The organism is Pseudarthrobacter sp. NPDC080039 (assembly GCF_040702335.1).
In the GTDB taxonomy this organism is placed as follows: domain Bacteria; phylum Actinomycetota; class Actinomycetes; order Actinomycetales; family Micrococcaceae; genus Arthrobacter; species Arthrobacter enclensis_A.
The window spans coordinates 14877-32580 of the sequence record NZ_JBFBKY010000025.1; the positions used below are offsets into that span (position 1 = coordinate 14877).

General features: G+C 63.4%; 15 protein-coding genes. 6 read left to right on the forward strand and 9 right to left on the reverse strand.

All coding sequences use genetic code 11. The annotated features are described in order from the left end of the window. Nucleotides 1-18: 18 nt before the first annotated feature. On the reverse strand, nt 19-1428 hold the full coding sequence (locus tag AB0313_RS18690) for a hypothetical protein (protein WP_366307441.1): 1410 nt from the start codon (nt 1426-1428) through the stop codon (nt 19-21). A 552-nt stretch (nt 1429-1980) separates the two neighbouring features. Here AB0313_RS18690 and AB0313_RS18695 point away from each other — a divergent pair. After that, on the forward strand, nt 1981-3039 hold the full coding sequence (locus AB0313_RS18695) for a hypothetical protein (RefSeq protein WP_366307443.1): 1059 nt from the start codon (nt 1981-1983) through the stop codon (nt 3037-3039). A gap of 180 nt (nt 3040-3219) precedes the next feature. On the opposite strand, the gene AB0313_RS18700 is transcribed toward AB0313_RS18695, so the two are convergent. From AB0313_RS18700 to AB0313_RS18735, 8 genes are all read right to left on the reverse strand, one after another. Then, nucleotides 3220-3651 (reverse strand): DUF4913 domain-containing protein, encoded by a 432-nt coding sequence (locus AB0313_RS18700; RefSeq protein WP_366307445.1) that lies wholly within the window; start codon nt 3649-3651, stop codon nt 3220-3222. Then, nucleotides 3644-5407 (reverse strand): TraM recognition domain-containing protein, encoded by a 1764-nt coding sequence (locus AB0313_RS18705; protein WP_366307447.1) that lies wholly within the window; start codon nt 5405-5407, stop codon nt 3644-3646. Before AB0313_RS18705 ends, AB0313_RS18700 begins: the two co-directional genes overlap by 8 nt. Next, nucleotides 5407-7044 carry an ATP/GTP-binding protein gene (locus AB0313_RS18710; RefSeq protein ID WP_366307449.1) on the reverse strand — a complete coding sequence of 546 codons (1638 nt, stop codon included), beginning with the start codon at nt 7042-7044 and terminating at the stop codon, nt 5407-5409. The genes AB0313_RS18705 and AB0313_RS18710 overlap by 1 nt, the downstream gene beginning before the upstream one ends. Beyond that, nucleotides 7044-8555 carry an SCO6880 family protein gene (locus AB0313_RS18715; protein WP_366307451.1) on the reverse strand — a complete coding sequence of 504 codons (1512 nt, stop codon included), beginning with the start codon at nt 8553-8555 and terminating at the stop codon, nt 7044-7046. The genes AB0313_RS18710 and AB0313_RS18715 overlap by 1 nt, the downstream gene beginning before the upstream one ends. A 2-nt stretch (nt 8556-8557) precedes the next feature. Further along, nucleotides 8558-9811 (reverse strand): hypothetical protein, encoded by a 1254-nt coding sequence (locus tag AB0313_RS18720; protein ID WP_366307453.1) that lies wholly within the window; start codon nt 9809-9811, stop codon nt 8558-8560. Between the two features lie 90 nt (nt 9812-9901). Next, complete coding sequence (locus AB0313_RS18725; protein ID WP_366307455.1) at nt 9902-10627, reverse strand: hypothetical protein; 726 nt, start codon at nt 10625-10627, stop codon at nt 9902-9904. A gap of 12 nt (nt 10628-10639) precedes the next feature. Continuing rightward, nucleotides 10640-10927, reverse strand: a complete 288-nt coding sequence (locus tag AB0313_RS18730) for a hypothetical protein (RefSeq protein ID WP_366307457.1) — start codon at nt 10925-10927, stop codon at nt 10640-10642. Nucleotides 10928-10941: 14 nt separating this feature from the next. Then, on the reverse strand, nt 10942-11535 hold the full coding sequence (locus AB0313_RS18735; protein WP_366307459.1) for a DUF6668 family protein: 594 nt from the start codon (nt 11533-11535) through the stop codon (nt 10942-10944). 167 nt (nt 11536-11702) lie between these two features. Here AB0313_RS18735 and AB0313_RS18740 point away from each other — a divergent pair, with 167 nt between their 5' ends. The 5 genes from AB0313_RS18740 to AB0313_RS18760 all read left to right on the forward strand — a co-directional run bounded on the left by AB0313_RS18740 (nt 11703) and on the right by AB0313_RS18760 (nt 17324). Continuing rightward, nucleotides 11703-11972, forward strand: a complete 270-nt coding sequence (locus AB0313_RS18740) for a helix-turn-helix domain-containing protein (protein ID WP_087874229.1) — start codon at nt 11703-11705, stop codon at nt 11970-11972. A 30-nt stretch (nt 11973-12002) separates the two neighbouring features. Then, nucleotides 12003-13085, forward strand: a complete 1083-nt coding sequence (locus AB0313_RS18745; protein WP_366307461.1) for a CHAP domain-containing protein — start codon at nt 12003-12005, stop codon at nt 13083-13085. Next, a complete protein-coding gene (locus AB0313_RS18750; protein ID WP_366307463.1) occupies nt 13082-13597 on the forward strand; it encodes a hypothetical protein in 516 nt (171 codons plus the stop codon). Before AB0313_RS18745 ends, AB0313_RS18750 begins: the two co-directional genes overlap by 4 nt. 9 nt (nt 13598-13606) lie before the next feature. Beyond that, the gene (locus AB0313_RS18755) at nt 13607-15046 is read left to right on the forward strand and encodes a chromosome partitioning protein ParA (protein ID WP_366307465.1); all 1440 of its coding nucleotides are present in this window, start codon (nt 13607-13609) and stop codon (nt 15044-15046) included. A 643-nt stretch (nt 15047-15689) separates the two neighbouring features. After that, a complete protein-coding gene (locus AB0313_RS18760; protein ID WP_366307467.1) occupies nt 15690-17324 on the forward strand; it encodes a hypothetical protein in 1635 nt (544 codons plus the stop codon). Nucleotides 17325-17704 lie beyond the last annotated feature (380 nt).

The window sequence follows — 17704 nt, forward strand, 5'->3', positions numbered from 1 at the left end:
CGATGGGAAAACGACTGACTATCTAGTTTGGCTTTCCTCCTCCGGGATAAGCATGTCTACGGCAGCGCGGGCGCGTTTCGCGGATTCTCCAACGCCGAGTGCAATCAAGCGGTCGTGCCAGAGCTTCCGCCATGTCCGGCGTTGGTCATCGTCAGAGAGCTGCGCGTCGACGGCGACGCCACCTGCAAAGGGCCATTTAGGCTGTGGTCCCTCAGCAAGGCACAAGCGTGCCAGTATTGCCCGGCGAACCAGGTCGCTCATTCGGTCGACTGCGTGTGCGAGTGCGATACCGAAGTGCCCTTCGATTCCATGCTGAGGCATAGTGGACAGCTTCTTGAATAAATTGCCGAGATCCTTTTCGCTTATCTGCCCGCCGTGCACCAACTTGGAACGGATCAGGTAGAGCTGTTTAACATCGTTGAAGATTGCTGTGCTGGAGTCATCCGTCTGAGACAGAAGAGCAGCGGCGCGACTGCACAGGCGCAGGGTGAGGCCCTCGCCTTCGTTCTCCCCTATCAAGGCCGCCTCAAGAGCTGTAGCAAGGTCCACAAGCTGATCGAAAAGGCTCCCTTGAACATGGGCCGCATTGAATTTTTTCATCGCAACGTCGAATGAAGTCGCGACAATTCGGTCCCGTTTAACCTCGGCGGAATCGATGATCTTTCCGATGGCTTCGATCGCTTGAGCCTCATTACCGGTTAGCTTGACCTCACGGCGCACCAAGGCACGACCCATCAGGGTAGTCTTCCCGAACTCGTGCAGATGGGGGCTCATAGGAGATGTGAGTGTGGATGGGCCGGTAATTTCAAACGCGGTTTGGACTGTTCCGGAGGTGAGGATGCGTATGGTCCGGAGGAATCGTTCCAAACGGGCCGAGAGCAGTCGTCCAGCCCCGTAGAAGTCTCCCGGGTCCTCAACTGACTCTCTTGTGACAAGCAACGCATGTGGTGGGTCGAAGCGCCATGGAAGTTCGCGATTCCAAGCCGATGGAGCCCCTGGGATTTCCCCACAGACATGCTCTGCCGAATCGTCGTATCGTGCAGATTCCGGGATGATCTTGATGCCGCCTATCTCGAGCTCGTTCCCGTCCACAGTCGTCAGGTGTGTGACGCTCCTAACGCAGATGATCTCCTGGCTGCTTGCATCCAGCACATTGATTAGTTCAGTGATCGATTCAATGACGCCGGAACTGCCCGCTTCGAAGTCCTCGGAGAAAGCACAGCGGGCTATTGCGGCCTCTAGGAAACTGAATATGAATGTACTGGCGAACTGGGCATGCTTCCGAGTGAGTGGATCCTGGAATCTGTTCGGGTACTTGTCGTTAAGCTGGGCCTCGAGCGTCTTGTACTCAGCGAGACCCATCAGGTCGGGTCCGAAGTAGTCGCGCCCGACAGCAAGATGACGGTGGTACTTGGGGGTGGGGAGCACGTGATCTTCTGCGAGGATGCCGAACGCTGCTCGCGCGAAGTCTAGGCATGCTCCGCGGAGCTCATATTGTTCATTCACCGGTCCATTGTCGTTCGTCTGTCCGGTTCATGTGCGAACCGATGCGGTCAGCGCCGGGGCGTCCGTGGGCCGGTCCTGAACCGGTCGGATAGTGGCCTGGAAATGGACGTGGGCTGTGCTGAAAGAGTGTCCCGTTCGGTTGGCCGGGTGGACTGTTCTGGCATCTAACCAGCAGATTCCGAACGCCCAAGCCATGCAAGCCAAGTGATCCTTTTCCGCTCACCTGGCCGAGCCGCGGCGCGGGTCGAAACCACCCGATCATTCTGAGGTGCGTGTCCTTGTGGCTTTCTCTCGTGCAGCACGGCTATCGTTGCATCAACGGATTGGCGTTGCGGTGGTGCCGCGAAGCTACCGAGTCTCTCATCATCCTTACCGCGACCCGCCCTGCTTTTCCTCGTGCCCGGCCATACGTACGCGCGCAATTGGAGGATAGGTAGCGGAGGTCCGCCAACCAACGCCCTATTGGAGAACACCATGACGCTTTACAGTTGCCTGCCTACTCAGGGCAAAACCACCGTCATCGCAACCTGGCCCGGCGAGTACGCCGACTCTCACAGCGCAAAGGTCACCAGCTTTACCGATGCCGGTCAAGCCTCTCGAATAGCCGAGGACCTAACTCGAGTTTCAGAGTCCATGTGGGATGCCGCCGCGTGGCTTGACCTTTACGATGAGGCCGAGGCGCGTCTCAGGACCATCATCGACGCCACCCGTGGTACCTCTGATATCCCGACCTTCAGCGCATCAGCCTTCGACGGCTACCGACATGCGGAGTCTTGGACGGGCATGGACCTAGTCAATACGCTTGGCATGGGACTGCCTGAGGCGCTGAACCCACTCACACGCGCACAGCGCCTATCGGTAGCCGAAGAACTCGTCGCCGATGCCACAGCCAGATCCGAGTCACTGCGTCTGTTGCCGACCGGCAGCGGGCCCGTCGATCCCGCATCGCGCATCTGGCAGGCTGCAGACATTACACGAGCCACCAAAATGGGTCTCACCGGAAGTCTGCCTGATGGTGCCGCCGGCTGGTTGGTTCGGGTGTTCGACACCGATCACGGTCCGGCTGAGCGATGGGGTGCACGAAATCTACTGCACCGGCTCGAGCAATTGGCGTCCGCGGCGAAAACCATCAACGCACGCGGGAGCGCCGACCTCGACCCTGTATCCGGATTAATGGACCACCTCGTTTTTCCAGCAGAACTCTTCGGCGTGCGCATTGACCATTCCGGTTCCGCGAACCCGACACTTAACGACGACATCCACCCCGCCGTGGCGCGGAGCTCCCTTGCCGATGCCTACCGCGCCTATGCTGCAAGCGCAGAGCTCGGGTGTGGTGACGCCGTTCTCTACATCAGCCCTGACATCGCGATGCGCAGTACGGCCCCTTGGGATCGCGATGTATTCGCCAAGATTGACGTCGAACTAAGCACGCGGGGCGGCACAGTTACTTTGGCAGCGCTCGATGCCTTGGACACAGCCGGATTCGTCGCCGCTCTTGGAAACTGGGTTACAAACACGGTGTTCCGCGCCTGACCAGGTTGCCTCGCTAGCCAACCCAGCCTGTCCACAGCCGGGGACAATCCTGAGAGGTTATCCACCGCTACTGCTGCTGAGGGGAGCTTTCCCGATGGCTCCCGGTTTCCAGCTGTGGATAACCCGGATTGACCCCAACTGTGGACAGCCCGCATGGTCGCCCTGGGGCGTTGGGTGATCTCATCTGGTTTGGAACAGCCCTGCGGGTGGTTCCTCACAGGGCAGTGGGGTGAGCTTGGCGCGGTGGCCGTCTTCGGGGTTGCAGCCGCGGAACGGTCCATCGGTGGAGAGCAGGACGGACATGTGGTGGTCTGCGTGGTCGCGCCACCAGACGCTCATGCCTGTGGTGCCGTCCAGGCGCAGGAATTCCCAGGCGCGCCAGAGCGCTTCGAGGCGGCTGATCGCTTCGGCGTGTTTCCACCACTGCGGGCACCAGGTCACACCGCCCTGGACATTGAGCTGCCGCCGGTAGCTGGTGGCCAGCTTGCCGCTGACGAATTCGGCCACGTTCGGGTAGAACAGCTCAGGTGCGTCGGAGTCATCCTCGGCCGGCTCCGTCGGGGTTGTGGTGTCGTCGAGCTCGTCGTCCCACTCCCCCAGGCCCTCACTCATGAGAGGCACCCGCAGCGATCCAACGGTTCCCCACCGCCGGCCTGTTGGCCGGGTCGTGTGCGGCGATGGAGGCCCGTACAGCATCCGCCTGCGGACCACTCATCCAGGGCACCGTTTCCAGCAGCGCCGCTGGGGCGCCGGAAGCAAACATGATGGCCCGGCCACGAGGGAAGGCGGCTAGGTCTGACACATCCAGGGTGCGTTCCTTGCGGTCGTCGTCATGGCTGTACGAAGTGCCCTGTTTGGAGCGGCTTCTGGTCATGTTGGTGTACCGGTACTCCCCTACCAGTTGCGCGAGTTCGTTAAGGAATTCGGCTTCGGCGACGCCGCCGCCGTAGACCTTGATGTTGGAGGCGGACCAGAGTTTGCGCATGCCGTCGCGGCCCCACACTTCGACGCCTTGGGACCAGGACTGGAGGATGGTCATCAGGACGATGCCCCGGGAGCCGTAGTGGCTGTAGAGGTTCGGCAGTTCGCGCCAGCGGCAGACGTTTGCCGCTTCGTCGAGGACGCCGACCATGGGCGTGGCGAGCCGGCCGCCGGGCGAGTGGACGGCGAGTTCTTCTGCGGCCTCGACCGTGGCCACGGTCAGTGCGGTGACGAGTGGGCCGGCGGTTCCTTTGCCTTCCTTGGAGAGGCTGTACAGCGTGCCCTTGGAGCGGACGAATTCCGCGGGGTCGAACTGCGGCCGGTCGTCCTTGTCGCCCTGGGGCGTGACCCATCGGGCGACTTGGCGGTTGGTGAGGCAGGACGCCATTTGCAGTGCCGTGCCGTACACGCCGCCACGTTGCTTCTCGGGTGCGTTGATGACGCCGCCGACGGCGTTCGCGGTCTGGGTGAAGCCGTGGGTCTTGAGGATGTCCACTGCTTCGTCGTCGGCGGGCCGGGTCAGCCAGGTGTGGACCTGCGTGATCGGGCGCCCGTCAAGGGCCGCGGCGAGCAGGAGCCCGGCGAGGAGGTCCTGGCCGGCGGGGTCGAAGTATGCGTCGGTTTTGGCGTCGGGGCCGCGCGAACCGGCGGCGAAGTGGTCGGCCAGGCGTGCCGCCTTCACTTCGTCGGTGACGTAGGACAGGGGGTTCCACCACCAGTTGGGTTCTTCGAGGGCGACGGACTGGGGGTCGAAGACCCATACGGGCCCTTCGGCTGCGCGGACGTCGCGGGTGCCGTCCACGATGTCGCGCTTGTTGGAGGTCACCAGGGCGGCGCCGGGTGCGGCAAGGATCGCGGGGATGGCCCGGGATGTTGTTTTGCCTGTGCGGGGTCCCCAGATGTCGATGTGCATGTCTTCCCAGGAGCCATAGACCATCTGCCCACCCAAGACGGTCTTACCGACCGGGACACCGGGTGAGCCTTTCACGCCGAGACGCTCGGCAGTGGCCGTCGCCCCGCGCAGGCTCAGTGCCCGCAGATCACGGCCTTTGGCCATGTGCTGGGCGGCTGCGTCCACCCGGGACCGCTTGGACCGTCGACGCAGCACCCCGCGGACCACCAGTACTGCGAGGACGATGATGAGGACGCCGAAGCCGGCCAGGACCCAGGGGGCGGCCGCCGGCCAGGTGACCTTGTGGGAGAGCAAGCCGAAGACCAGCTCGAACGGATTGCCCGGGAGCTTCTGTCCGTCATTGGACAGCATCGACCCCAGGTGCACGGCGCCGGTCACCGAGCCGACACTGAGCACGACGACGGTGATGAAAACCCAGAGCAGGATGGTTTCGCCGTCCATCCCCGAACGCTTGCCGCTGCTTGGTGCACCCATCAGCTCTCCCCCTCGCCGGCCCCGATTTTCGACCACCGTTTGTTGGTGTCATGCAGGGATTCTTCAACGCTGGTCAGCTTGAGCGCGACAGGGATCCCGGGCCTGCCGCCGACTTTGAAGAGGAATTTGCCCAGGCCCGGGCGGACGCGTTTGCGGGATCCGCCGACGTCGGTCCATGACCCGGGGTCAGCCCATGAGATGAGGCGGGCTTGTTCGGCCCGGGAGAGGGTGACGGCTTTGTTGAGTTTTTCCATTTCGGCGCCGGGGAGTGCGCCGCAGACGACCATGCCGGAGCGTTCGACGAAGCCGCGGGCTTTCATTCGTTCGGCTTCGGTGGGCAGGGCTTCGAGGTCGCTCATGGTGTGCGTGATCATGGCCTGTCCGACGCCCTCCGTACGGTTCAGCCGGGTGAGCGAGTCCACCCGGTCCACCATCCCTTCACCGGAGCGCAGGGCCCGCCACAATTCATCCATGACGACGAAGTAGTTACGGCGCGGCTCCAGGCCGGCATCGGCCAGGGTGTGGGCGACCTGGACTGTGGCGAACCCTGTTGACCAGCAGGCCAGCAGGCAGGCCGCCTGAATGTCCCGCTGCGTGTCGGAGATCCCTGACAGGTCGAAGACCACGGGTTTGGTCAGGTCCATCGGCTGGTCGGTGGGCTGGGAGAACATGTCCGAGAACCGGCCCGACCCGTCCAGGGAATACAGGGACTGGCGCAGCTGGTCGGTCGCGTCGAGGTAGCGGCTCATGTCACCACGGTCCAGGGCGATCGCCCGAAGCTCGTCGGGGGCATCTTTGATGACCTCAATCAGATCCCCGACCAAGGGAACACGGTCCAGCCGCTCGTCCAGGATGTGCAGCGCCCGGTCAATCAAGGATTCCTCGTGCGCGCTGGGCTTGGCGTTCCGCACGATGGTGATCAGCGCCGTGATCATGTTCAGGCGCCGGTTGTGCGAGTCGGCCATCAGCTGTTCGGCCAGCTTCTCCGCCTTCACAGCGGCAGCCAGCAGCTGCACGGCCGCGGCCTGCTCGCCATCTGGATCATTCAGGGCCCGGTTCGCGTTGGCCCGGTGTTCCTCGGCGGAGGCGAGCAGCCTGACGGCGGCTCCTGTGGCCTCGCCGGGGTCCAGGACGTTCAGGTGCCCGCGCCCGGGCCCCAGGCTGATGACCTGCCCGCCGAGGGCTTCGATGAGGTCAACGTAGTCCGGTTTCAGATCACCGAGGATCAACGGGTTAATACCGCGCCCTGCCAGGCCCAGGACGATGTGCCGGACGAGCGTGGACTTGCCGTAGTGCGGCAGGCCCAGGACGAACATGGAGGGGTTGTTGATCATGCCGTGCATGAACCAGCTGATCGGATCGGCGCCGAAGGGCGCCCCGGTGTCGGTGTGGACGCCGATCGGCACCCCGAGGATCGGAGTGCCGGAGCCGCCCACGAATGGCCAGAGACCGCAGACCTGGACCGAGGTGCCGCGCCATTCGTCCGCGGCGGTGACGTAGACGGCTTCGCCCTGGCCGCGGCCGCGCCAGCCGCGCAGGCTCGGGCGGCGGGCGACCGCGGCCGCGAGCTTCGTGGCAGGGGCCTGTTTCGTGGCAGGGGCTTGTGTGCGCTGGTGTTTGGTCTTGCTGCCGAACATCACATGGCCTCGCGGATCTCTTCGGGGACCTTCAGGTGCTTGGGCAGGACCAGTCCGAGCGGCAGGGACGCGGCGAAGGCAGAGTCCTGCGAGCCGTACGCGCGGCGCAGCAGCAGACGGGCCGAGGGGCCGAGGTTTCCCTCGACCACGGCCACGGCGTCATCGAGGTCACGGGAGGACAGCACGGTGGCGGTGACGACCATGCCGAAGTTGACCAGCCCGGCGCCCTTGGCTTCCTCTGCTGCGGTGGCCTGCGCCGCACGTGCGTCGACCAGGGCGCGGGCTGTGGGCCGGGTGGTCGAGGAAGCCCGGGTCAGGGCGTTCGTCTGGTCGGATTCGACGATGGCGGCCGCGCGGCCGGCTTCGATCGGCCGGTAGAGCAAGGTGACGCGCTTGCGGGCAATCTCCCCGTGCGGGGCGACCAGGCGGGCCAGCGCTGATGCCAGGATGTGGCCGCGGGGTGCGCCGGTCATGGACCAGGACACCGAGTGCCCGGAATCGTGGCGGTAGGCGTCCCAGTCGGCCTGATGGGCGGACGGCCCGACATCACCCCAGTCCAGGTCAACGGAGGTGCCCTGGTAGTGGGCTTCGTCGATGAGCCGTGCCGCTGCGGGGTCGTACGCGACCCGGATAAGCTCACACAGCTCCTGTGCGTTCAGCGGTGCGCACGCGCCGGCACCTGTGGATTCCAGCCGCTCGGTCAGGCTGGGAAGCCGCGAGGCGAGATCCCGTGCGATCTCGTCAGCGGTGCGCCGCTTGCCGCCTGCCCGGGCAGCTGCGCTAAAAGTCAGGGCGACCCACGCCCGGATCGTGGCCGATCCCTGCGGATAGGTCTCCAAAGCTTCCCGGAGCATCGCCTTAGCAATCGCGGGGGCGTCGTCATGGATGTTCGATTCAACTTCCCGGCGCAGCCGGGCCCCGGAATCGGGTGCGGTTTCCACCGTGACGGACGCCGCCACGACGGCCGGTTCGTTCGACAGCGAAGCCAGCCAGCCACCCCAGTTAGCGACCCAGGCATCAATCTGCTCGGGATCGACCAGTGACGCCCCGTCGGGCTGGGTGCCGAAGACAACGGTGTAGTGGGCGGTGGAGGGAAGGTGGATCAGCGCGAACGGGCGGCCATAGGAGTCCGTGAACTCGTACAGCTTGGACCCCGCAGAGATCCCTGGCAGTTGGAACTCGCCCCAGGGCGTGAGCCCCAGCGGGCCGGAGCGGTAGATGTTGGCCTTCCTGCGCCGTGCCGCGCGGAACGCAAGGCGGGCGAAGACCCGCTCCCCTACGGACTTGTTGTGCTTGTCGGTCACCGAGACGACGGACAGGACCACACCAAGGATGAGCAGCGAGACGAGCCCCGGGAGCCAGCCGCCGACGAAGAGACAGATCACCGTGATGATCAGGCCAACAAACAATCCAGCGGTGGCCAGGCCACCCAGCGTTCCGATGCCTGCCTTCCGCGGACGGCGCCAGTTGCCGTAGGTCGGTTCCCTGTAGGTGTTTTCGATAGCTGCCACTGTCAGGCACCCCCCGTAGATTCTTCGCTCATGTTCTTGATCGCCCCGGAAGCGGCCTGGCCTGCTTCAACGCCCTTCTGGGCGGCCAGCACGGCGACGCCACCAGCACCCGCTGCCGCGGCGGCACCGCCGGCGGCCGCTCCACTAGACGCAGCCCCACTGCCTGACGCAGTACTGCCCGCGCCGGTAGATGCTGCCGGGCCAGCCCCGGGCTGCACGCCCGTGGCTGCCGAACCCCGTCCGCCGGCATTTCCAGCCGTGCCAGACGATCCCGTGGTGCCCTGACTTCCAGTCCCCGAGGGACCCTGCGACCCAGGGGTCTGGCTCGCAGGGCTGTCGGCTGTGGCCGCCCCGTTGGTGGCGGGGCCGCCGCCTCGTCCGGCGCTGCCCATGCTGATAGCACCGGAAGCCAGTGCCCCGACCGTTCCCGCCGCCAAGGCCCCGCCACCGCCAGCAACGGCACCCACCATGGGGGTAACGAACCGCATGAGCGCTGGCATGGCGAACAAAGCAATGACCATCAGCGCTAACCCTGTGACCGTTGTCAGGAGCGCGGAGCCAAAGTCCTTGCCCTCACCAACGTTTCCGAAGATCCTGGTGCCGCTCAGTTGGAAGGCCGTCGCATAGACGATGGCGGCCGCGGGCTTGTAGAGAATGAAGGCGATCAGCCATGCCGTGCACTTCTGGAACCATCCCTTGCCGGCCTCCGTGTTGGTAAAAGCCGCAGCCGTGGGGAAGATGCCCGTCAGGATGACGAGCAGGCCACCGCGGATGATCATCAGGACGATCTGCATGACGGACGCCAGAATCGCGATCAGGCCGAGGAGGATGATCATGATGGAGCCGATCGGGCTGGTGGCCGAAAGTGCCAGCAGGGCCGTGATGTTCTCGTTGAACGACGTTCCATCGGTGGAGTTCTTGATGATCCAGCCAGAGAACTGATCCGCCGCGACCGTCAGCAGACCCACCGCGGCTACGCCCGCGCCGGATACAACAATCAAGGTCGCAAGTGAACGCGCCACATCGCGCAGGGGTGCGCCCCTGCGTTCGATCACCATCTTTGCCGATCCCACAAGGACGGACAGCACAGCAAGGGCAGCCGTCCAAAAATAGAGACTGTTCTGCAGGAACAACACCGGATCACTCGCCGTGGACGCACCCGGAGCGGAAGTTAGTGCGGGAGTTCCCACATTCACCCAGAACGTCCCCAGCGTCTGTATGGTCTGTCCGACGGCGTCAGCGATCGCTTTGGCCATGTTCTTGATTGAGTCGTTCGCCGCGTCCTCAATTGCCGCGCCAGCTTGGCAAAAGGGATTTATTACATTCAGGCCCGAGCAGTCAGCCATTTAGACGCCGGACCATTCGATGTATCCGCCAAGGTCTGTAATCTGCCGGGCGCCTGTGTCCCCAGTGGCCGGGACAACGAACTTCCAGTCGCCCTGGTACCACTGAAGCGGAACTGGAATGGAGACAAAGGTTCCGTTGGATCCCTTGAAGGCAAGATCAATGACAGCCCGGTCAGCCTCATAGGAGCGGAAAGTGAAGCCGGCCAACTGTGCGGTGACGGAGCTAGGGGCAGCTGTAGGCGATGACTTCAGCACGGCATCCCGCTCCGGGCTTGGGACTGCCAGCTGTTCATAAACGAGGGCTGCTTTGCCAGTTGCCGACAGCGCGGTCATGTTTGCCGCTGCGTATAGCGCCCCGGTGGGTGAGTGTGCGAAGCAGGAGCGGAGGCCGTTGGCTTCGGTCTTGCCGGGTCCGAACTGTGCTGGTGATGTTGGGGCGGCGATCTTGCCGACCAGTTCCCATTTAGTGTCAGTGGGGGTGGTGGCAGGTTTGGCCTGGTCGCCAGAGGGCAGGCCACATATGCTTGGGGCCGCCGTTGCGGTGGGTTGCCCGCTGGCCATGGTTGATCCGGCATTGCTTGGTTCGGCTGTCGGGGTTCCTCCCCCTTTGGGGAGCAGGGCCAGGATGATCCCGAGCGCGACAATGATGGCCACGACAACGGCCGAGATGATGAACTTAGGTTTGGTCAGTGGGTTCTGGTCTTCGTTCACTGTCGGTTCAGTCATGGCTGAAGCTCCTTAGACCAGGGCGCCTACGACGCCGCCGGCGGAGGCTGCCAGGATGCAGCCGCCGAGGACCCAGGCGAGGCGGCCGGCGTGCTCGCCGCCTTCACCGCGTCGGTTGTTGATCATCATCGTTCCGGCGGTGATCAGGATGCCCGCGACGGCCAGGCCGAAGACGATCCATGCGACCCATTTGAGGATGGTCAGCAGCCCTTCAGAGCCGGGAGGTGCTTCACCGGTGCCCGGGTTCGGTATCTCGGTGATGGTAAAGCTTGACCATTCCATGGCCTTGGAGAAAAGCATTGGGTTTCTTCTTTCTACTTGGCCGGGAGTCCGGCAGTGGCAGTTATTGCGATGTGCACCTGCTCCAGGGCGGTGCGGGCTTCTTTGGGAAGTTCTTCGGGGGGAAGGTCGTGGCCGTAGCGCCATCCGTCGACCCAGGGGAAATGCCACATGTGGGGCACTCCGCCGGCGACGACGCGGGAGAAGTCGCGGATCTCTTTAGGGAGTCGGCCGGGAGTGTCGGCCATGACCACGAGGCCGGCGACGTGGATCCCGGGAAGTGAGCCCGAAGCCCATTCAGTTGCCGCCAACCGGGCTGCACGCAGGCCCGGGATATTGGAACGGGCGACAAGGACTACAGCGGATCCTGCTGCGGATATAGGCCAGTGATGTTCGGCTGCCCCGGTGTTCTTGTCCAGGCGTGCAAGCGAGGTCTCGCCCGCGCCGCCGTGGACACCAAGCCACCAGAACTCCGGTTCCCTCCCGGAGACGTTCCTTCTCGGGAGCCTGTCCGCCTGATCCGGTTGCGGCACGCTCAGTTGCGGCCTTGAAGCCCCTGTGGGAACGAATGAAACCTGTTCCTGGATGACTGGAACAGGTTCGTCAATGGTTTCTGCCCCGAACGTCACCCAGCGATTCTTTGAGACCGGCATTTCACATCCCCCTGTAATGTCCGCAAAGATCGTATCGGTACCATCCGACACGAAAGGCCAAAAGTGACCCCCAACAACAGCTTTAGTACCTTTCAGTCACTTCCAGTACATCACAGTACCAATTTGTGGTCTACGATGGCTTCATGCGGTGGGACGGACTGAGCGTGGACCCCAAGTACCTGGAAGCACTCTTCGCCAAGTACCCGGAGCGTCTGACGCCTCAGGACCTCGAAGAAATCTTCGGGCTGTCCCGGAATACCGTGTACCGCTGGCTCCAAACCGGAGTGATTCCTGCCTACCAAGTCGAGAAGACATGGTTAATCGCCAGAGATCAAGTCAAAGACTGGGTCTGGGAGAACCGGAACACCCTCAGGAAGGGCCAGACACCGGAAGTAAACGAGGACCAGCCGTAAGGCGCAGCAGGACAGATGTGAGGGGGACACATGCAAGCACGAACGAGCGGGCCTGTGCTGGCCGCTGGTGCCGTCCTCGCACCCATCGGGCTGGTGCTCTCCATCATCCTGTTCGGCGGAGGCTCCCCGGCGGATGCCGACGTCTGCTCACCCACGGCCGGCAGCGTCAGCGTTGACGAGGCCCAGCTGCCCAAGGTCGCCATCGCTGGCTACCAAGGCGAACAGCTCCGCAACGCGGCCTTGATCATCAACGCCGGGAAAGCCATGGGCCTGTCCGCCAGGGCCCAGACCATAGGGGTCATGACCGCCATGGGTGAGTCCGGCCTGCGCGTCCTGGACCACGGTGATGGCCCGGGCCCGGACTCCCGGGGCCTTTTCCAACAGCGCGACAACGGCGCCTGGGGCACCTACCAGGACCGCATGAACCCTACCGTCTCCGCCACCAACTTCTTCACAGGCCTGACGAAGATCAACGGGTGGGAACAGCTCGAACCCACCACCGCCGCGCACAGGGTCCAACGCAACGCCGATCCATTCCACTACCAGACCTATTGGCCTGCAGCCGTGGAAGTCGTGGCCGCCCTGGGCGATACCAAGATCACCGATACCGGAGGGACAAGCTCCTGCGGCATCCCCGGCGCATCCGGAAAAGGCGACGACCTGCCGTGGCGCGCATCCCAGGTCTACCAGCCCTCTCCCCTGGGCATGTTCAACCGCGAATGCGTTGACTTCGCCCTCTGGCGCATCAACCAGCAACTGGGCAGCACCACCGCCCCCTACAAGATCCTCAACGGCACCTTCCGCCCCGACGGCGCCCTGCTCGGCTCTGCCCTGACCTGGAAGGACGGCTGGGACGCCAAAGGCTGGCCCACCGGCAAAACACCCCGAGTCGGCGCGGTCGTCTGGTACTCCCCCGGCACCGGAGGCGCGGACGGCACCTACGGCCACGTCGCCATCGTCAAAGCCGTCAACGGCGACGGTAGCTTCCTCGAAGAGGGCTACAACGGCAACCCCGCCCCCAACGACCACACCTACTACACCCGCACAGTCCAGAACGGTACTCCCAGCGCCTTTCTCTACCTGCCCGGAAGCAACTCACCGGAGGAACCATGAAACGCACCCTGACAGCCCTCACGGCCCTGCTCATGTGCACCGCCTGCGCGCCGGTATCCAACTCAACACCAGCGGAACCATCGGTCAGTACGTCCGCCACGAGCCCCGCCACGCTCAGTGCCGGCGGCAAGCCCCAAGCTCCCGGCGGCACAGCCCCGGCCACCCTCGGCATCGCCTGGGACGAGGCAAGCAAGACAGCCGCACTGGACACCGCGACCAAGGCCATGACGCTGTACGCCCGGCCTACGGTCACGGACAAGGAATGGATCCAGGACCTCGGCCAAATCCTCACCACCCAGGCCACCGCCGATTACCAATACGTTGACCCCGCCAACATCCCGGTCACAAAGATCACCGGAACAGGCCAGCTCAAGATCGATGAGAACAACGGTTTCGGCTGCCACGTCGTGGTCCCCACCGACGCCGGCGACTACGACGTGCAGCTGCTCCGCAGCGCCGCCGACAAGCCCTGGCAGGTCAACCGCTTCACACCCCCGAACGGCACAAAGTAAGGACAGAAGATGGAAACCCAAGCACTCGACTTCCCCAAAATCAACGCCGTTCTCCGCGCCAACGGAACCGGCGAAGTCACCATCAACGGGACCTCCCACGCGATCGAGGCCGCCGACGAAGCCGCCGTGCTTAGCAAGGCGCTGCGCCTTATCACCGAAACCGCTGCCCAGCTCGGCCGACCCGTCCAGGTCAGCACCACCGACCCGGACGGACAAGGCCTCATCATCGTCTCCCCCGAAGGCGTCGTCAGCGAAGCCACCCCGACCAAACCCGCCCCCCGCCGGCAACTGGATTCATTGCTCGTTAAGGCCGCAGCGCCGACCCAGACGGCCACCAAGGCCGATGCCACGGTTGAAGCTGCCACGGGTGCCGTAGCCACCCCGCCGGAAGACGCCCCAACAAATGCCGCCGGTGCTGCACCCGAGACTTTCAGTGCCGCAGCGACGCGCCCCGAAGTGGCCGCCTCCGCAACCGCTGAACCGGGGCCTTCCACTCCTCGCAGCCTCAAAGACACCTCATTCCTCATCAGCGCCCCGGTTCTCCAGCCCGCCACGCGCGGCTGGCGCGGCGTTCTCAGCCGGCTCGGCTTCCGCATGGACCCATCAGCCGACGAGCTCTCCGAACGCGAGGACATCCGCATCGTCAGCCAGCACTGGCCCGGTCCCCGCACCGTGGCCGTGGTCAACCGCAAAGGCGGAGCAAACAAGACCCCCACCGTCGTCATGCTCTCAGCGATCCTTGCCCGCTACAGCGGCGCGGCGACCGTCGCCTGGGACAACAACGAATCACAAGGCACACTCGGCTGGCGCACCGAACAAGGCGGCCACAACAACAGCGTCCTTGACCTCATCGACTCATCCCAAGCCCTGCTCTCCCCCAGTGCCCAAGCAGCCGAGATCGCCCAGTTCGTCCACCACCAGACATCCGACAAGTTCGACGTCCTGCGCTCAGACGAAAACGACGAGGGCGACCACGAAGTCACCGCAGAGGAAGTAGACATCGCCCACCAGGTACTCACCCGCTACTACCGGCTCATCGTCATGGACTCCGGAAACACCGCCCGCGCAGCCAACTGGCGGAGAATGATTCACCACACCAACCAGCTCGTCGTCCCCGTCACCGCCATCGAAGACCGCGCCGAAGCCGCACGCCTGACCCTCCAAACCCTCGAATCCCGTGGCGGCCACGACGCCGAACTGGCCCGCAAAGCCGTCATCATCGTCTCCGAATCCACCGACGCCAAACGAAGCATGAGCGGCGACGCACTCAAACGCGCCAAAGACGAAGCCCGCAGAATTGCCGACGGCTTCACACCCCACGTGCGCGCAGTCGTCCGCATCCCCTACGACCCCGCCCTGGTCAACGGCCCCATCCGCTACGACGCACTCCAGCCCGCCACCCAACGAGCCTGGCTCGCCGCAGCCGCCGCCGTGGCCAAAGGTTTCTAGGCGACACGCCGCAGATGCTCCCGACTCTAAGAAACTGTTACCGCTTGAATGGGCTCATGGCTGGTAAAGGAAATAACGGAGGCGGCCGCCGCAGCAAGGGCGAACGCCGACTTGTTGGTACCCGCATGCCCATTCCCGACGCCGATAAGCTGGCTGCAGTCGCGGAAGCCGAGGGCATGACAGTTAGCGACTACGTAGCGAACTTGGTGACGAAGCACCTGAGCCACATTCAGTTGGACAAGATTAGCCATCAGGAGGCTTTACCAATCCCGCGAGCCTCTTAAAGAAGAAGGCCCGCACTAGGCGGGCCTTCATAAACATATGTAGTTCAGATCAATGATCTTGGCGGGTCGCGATCTGAACTTTTATCCAACACCCACCCAGTGGGTGGATCTTGTCATATCCATCCCCGAGAGGAAGGCTACTGCAGTCCATGGTACCGGACCCCGAATCCGCGTCAACACATGCCCTTCAGAGTGTCGGAAGCCAAACAACACCCGAGCAAGCCTGGCTTCTCGCGCCGCTCATCGCCGGGCAGCCGACCTACAGGCTTGGCCGATGGGTCGGCTCTAGGTTCCAGTATCCGCGTCCGACAAATGCTTCGAAGATCACGGCGTCACTGCCGAAGAGCCCCGCAGCAGTCATGATCCATAGCTCAGACGGCAGCGTCGCAACGCTGTGTCTGGACTTGGATACATCCAAAGCGCTCCAAGCCGTCGTTCATTCGGATGCAGCACAACTGCGGGCCATTTTTTCAAGCTGCGGGATCCTCTTCGTCGAAGACTTCTCTCCGAGCGGCGGTCGACACTTCTATATCCCCCTACGGGACCGTTTGGATGCGGCCGAAGCTAGGGAGCTGGTGGAAGCGCTGGCGCTGACGGCGACGAGCCTGGACCCGAGTCCGCACCAGAACGTCACAGACGGATGTATTCGTGTCCCTGGATCGGTGCACAAGGCCGGCGGCCATCAAACCTTATTCACGCCACTCTCTCAGGCCTACGACATCCTGCGCCGCCGAAACCCGGCCTCTGCGCTAATGGAACTTCGGGGCGCTCTGGCTCCGGAGCTAGCCCGGAAACGTGCACTCAAAGCTAGGGCTGCCAAGACTTTGGCCGCGCAACGAACCGGCTCCCTGCCGCAGCTCTCACTGATAAAGGCCAGTGAGTCTCCGCTTCGCAGGGTGGCACGGACTGGCCTGTATGACACGGCCAGGTACAAGAGCCCGTCCGAGGCTCGAATGGCTGTCCTGACTCACTTCAGCGCTTGCGGCTGGTCCCTGCAGCACGTCGAGAACGAGCTCACCGGCCAGTTCCCCGGGCTGGCGGCCCTCTACGGCTCCCCGGAACGCCGTGCACGACTCCTACCCGCTGAGTGGGCCAAGGCCCAGGCATTCACCTCCAACCAAGGTCACGCGAAACGAGATTCCCGTAAACATGGGAAAAAGAGTGCCCCTATTAACAACACAAGCCCAACTTTAATCACAGGGGGGGCAGGGAAACTTAGCAGCGCTGGCCTGCACCAGCTCGTGAACGATCTGGAAAATGTCCTCTACGCAGTCCTCGACCACAGACTGCAAGCCAGAGGCCGACAAGGCCTCAGCCTTCGTCTCCTCATTCGCGGATTACTCGGCTACATGCGAGCCAAAGAAACCGACATCCTCGACGTCGGATGCCGCACGCTGGCTGCTGCCATGGGCAAACACCACGTCACCATCGCCCGGCTCCTTCCTGTGCTTGTCAGTGCTTCAGACGGGATCCTTACCAAGATTGCCGACGCACGCCACAAAACCGCCGACATTTACCTCATCCAACTCCCTGAGCACTACCAACAACTCGCCAGGGAATTGACTTGGCGAAAAGGAAAAATCCACGCCATCCGGCCCGTCTTCCGCGCGCTCGGAGACGCCACGGCACTGGTCTACGAAGCAATCGAACGGGGACGTCACTCCCCCACCACCGCAGATCTTGTACGTGCCACCGGTGTCAGCAGGAATGCATGCTCGGCCGCGCTGTCGGAGATGGAAGCCTTGGGTATGATCCAACGTCGGGGACAGGCGTGGAAGACCACCACAGTCAACCTTCGCATGCTCGCCGCACGACTGGGCGTTATGGACGACTACCTCGAACAGATCAGCCGTAATCGGCAAGAACGGGCTGCGTGGCACGCCTACTTAGACCGGTTCTTGACGCCCCCGGCTGAAGAAACCGTCCTGTTTGACCCAGAACGAGACGAGTACTGGCTGCCACCCGACGATGCCGCAATCTGGCATGCGGCTTGAGGCGACGTGCCAGGAAAGAGCAGTAGGCTGAACTACTTTCGACGCTTGGAAGGACGTTGAGACCGATCCCTATGGTCTGAGTAGGCACAATATTGGCTGGATTTCGCCGAGGACTTGGACGTATGGACAGCCTCCTTTGACCTCCTTGGATCTTGCCGTCTGACGTGAGACGGAGCGCTGGAGAAAAAGCACATTCTGAGGGAATAAATCTTGACGTATTTATTCCGTGGGCCGAATCTTGCATGACGCATCTTGCCCTAACTGATCCACTCCTGCAGAGCGGTTCCGATAGGTCCGTGACTGGAAGGGAGAGTAAGCCGGGAAGCGGGTACTAATCGGGTGCTATTCAGCAATGGCGATGGAATTGGGGGTTGGCTTGT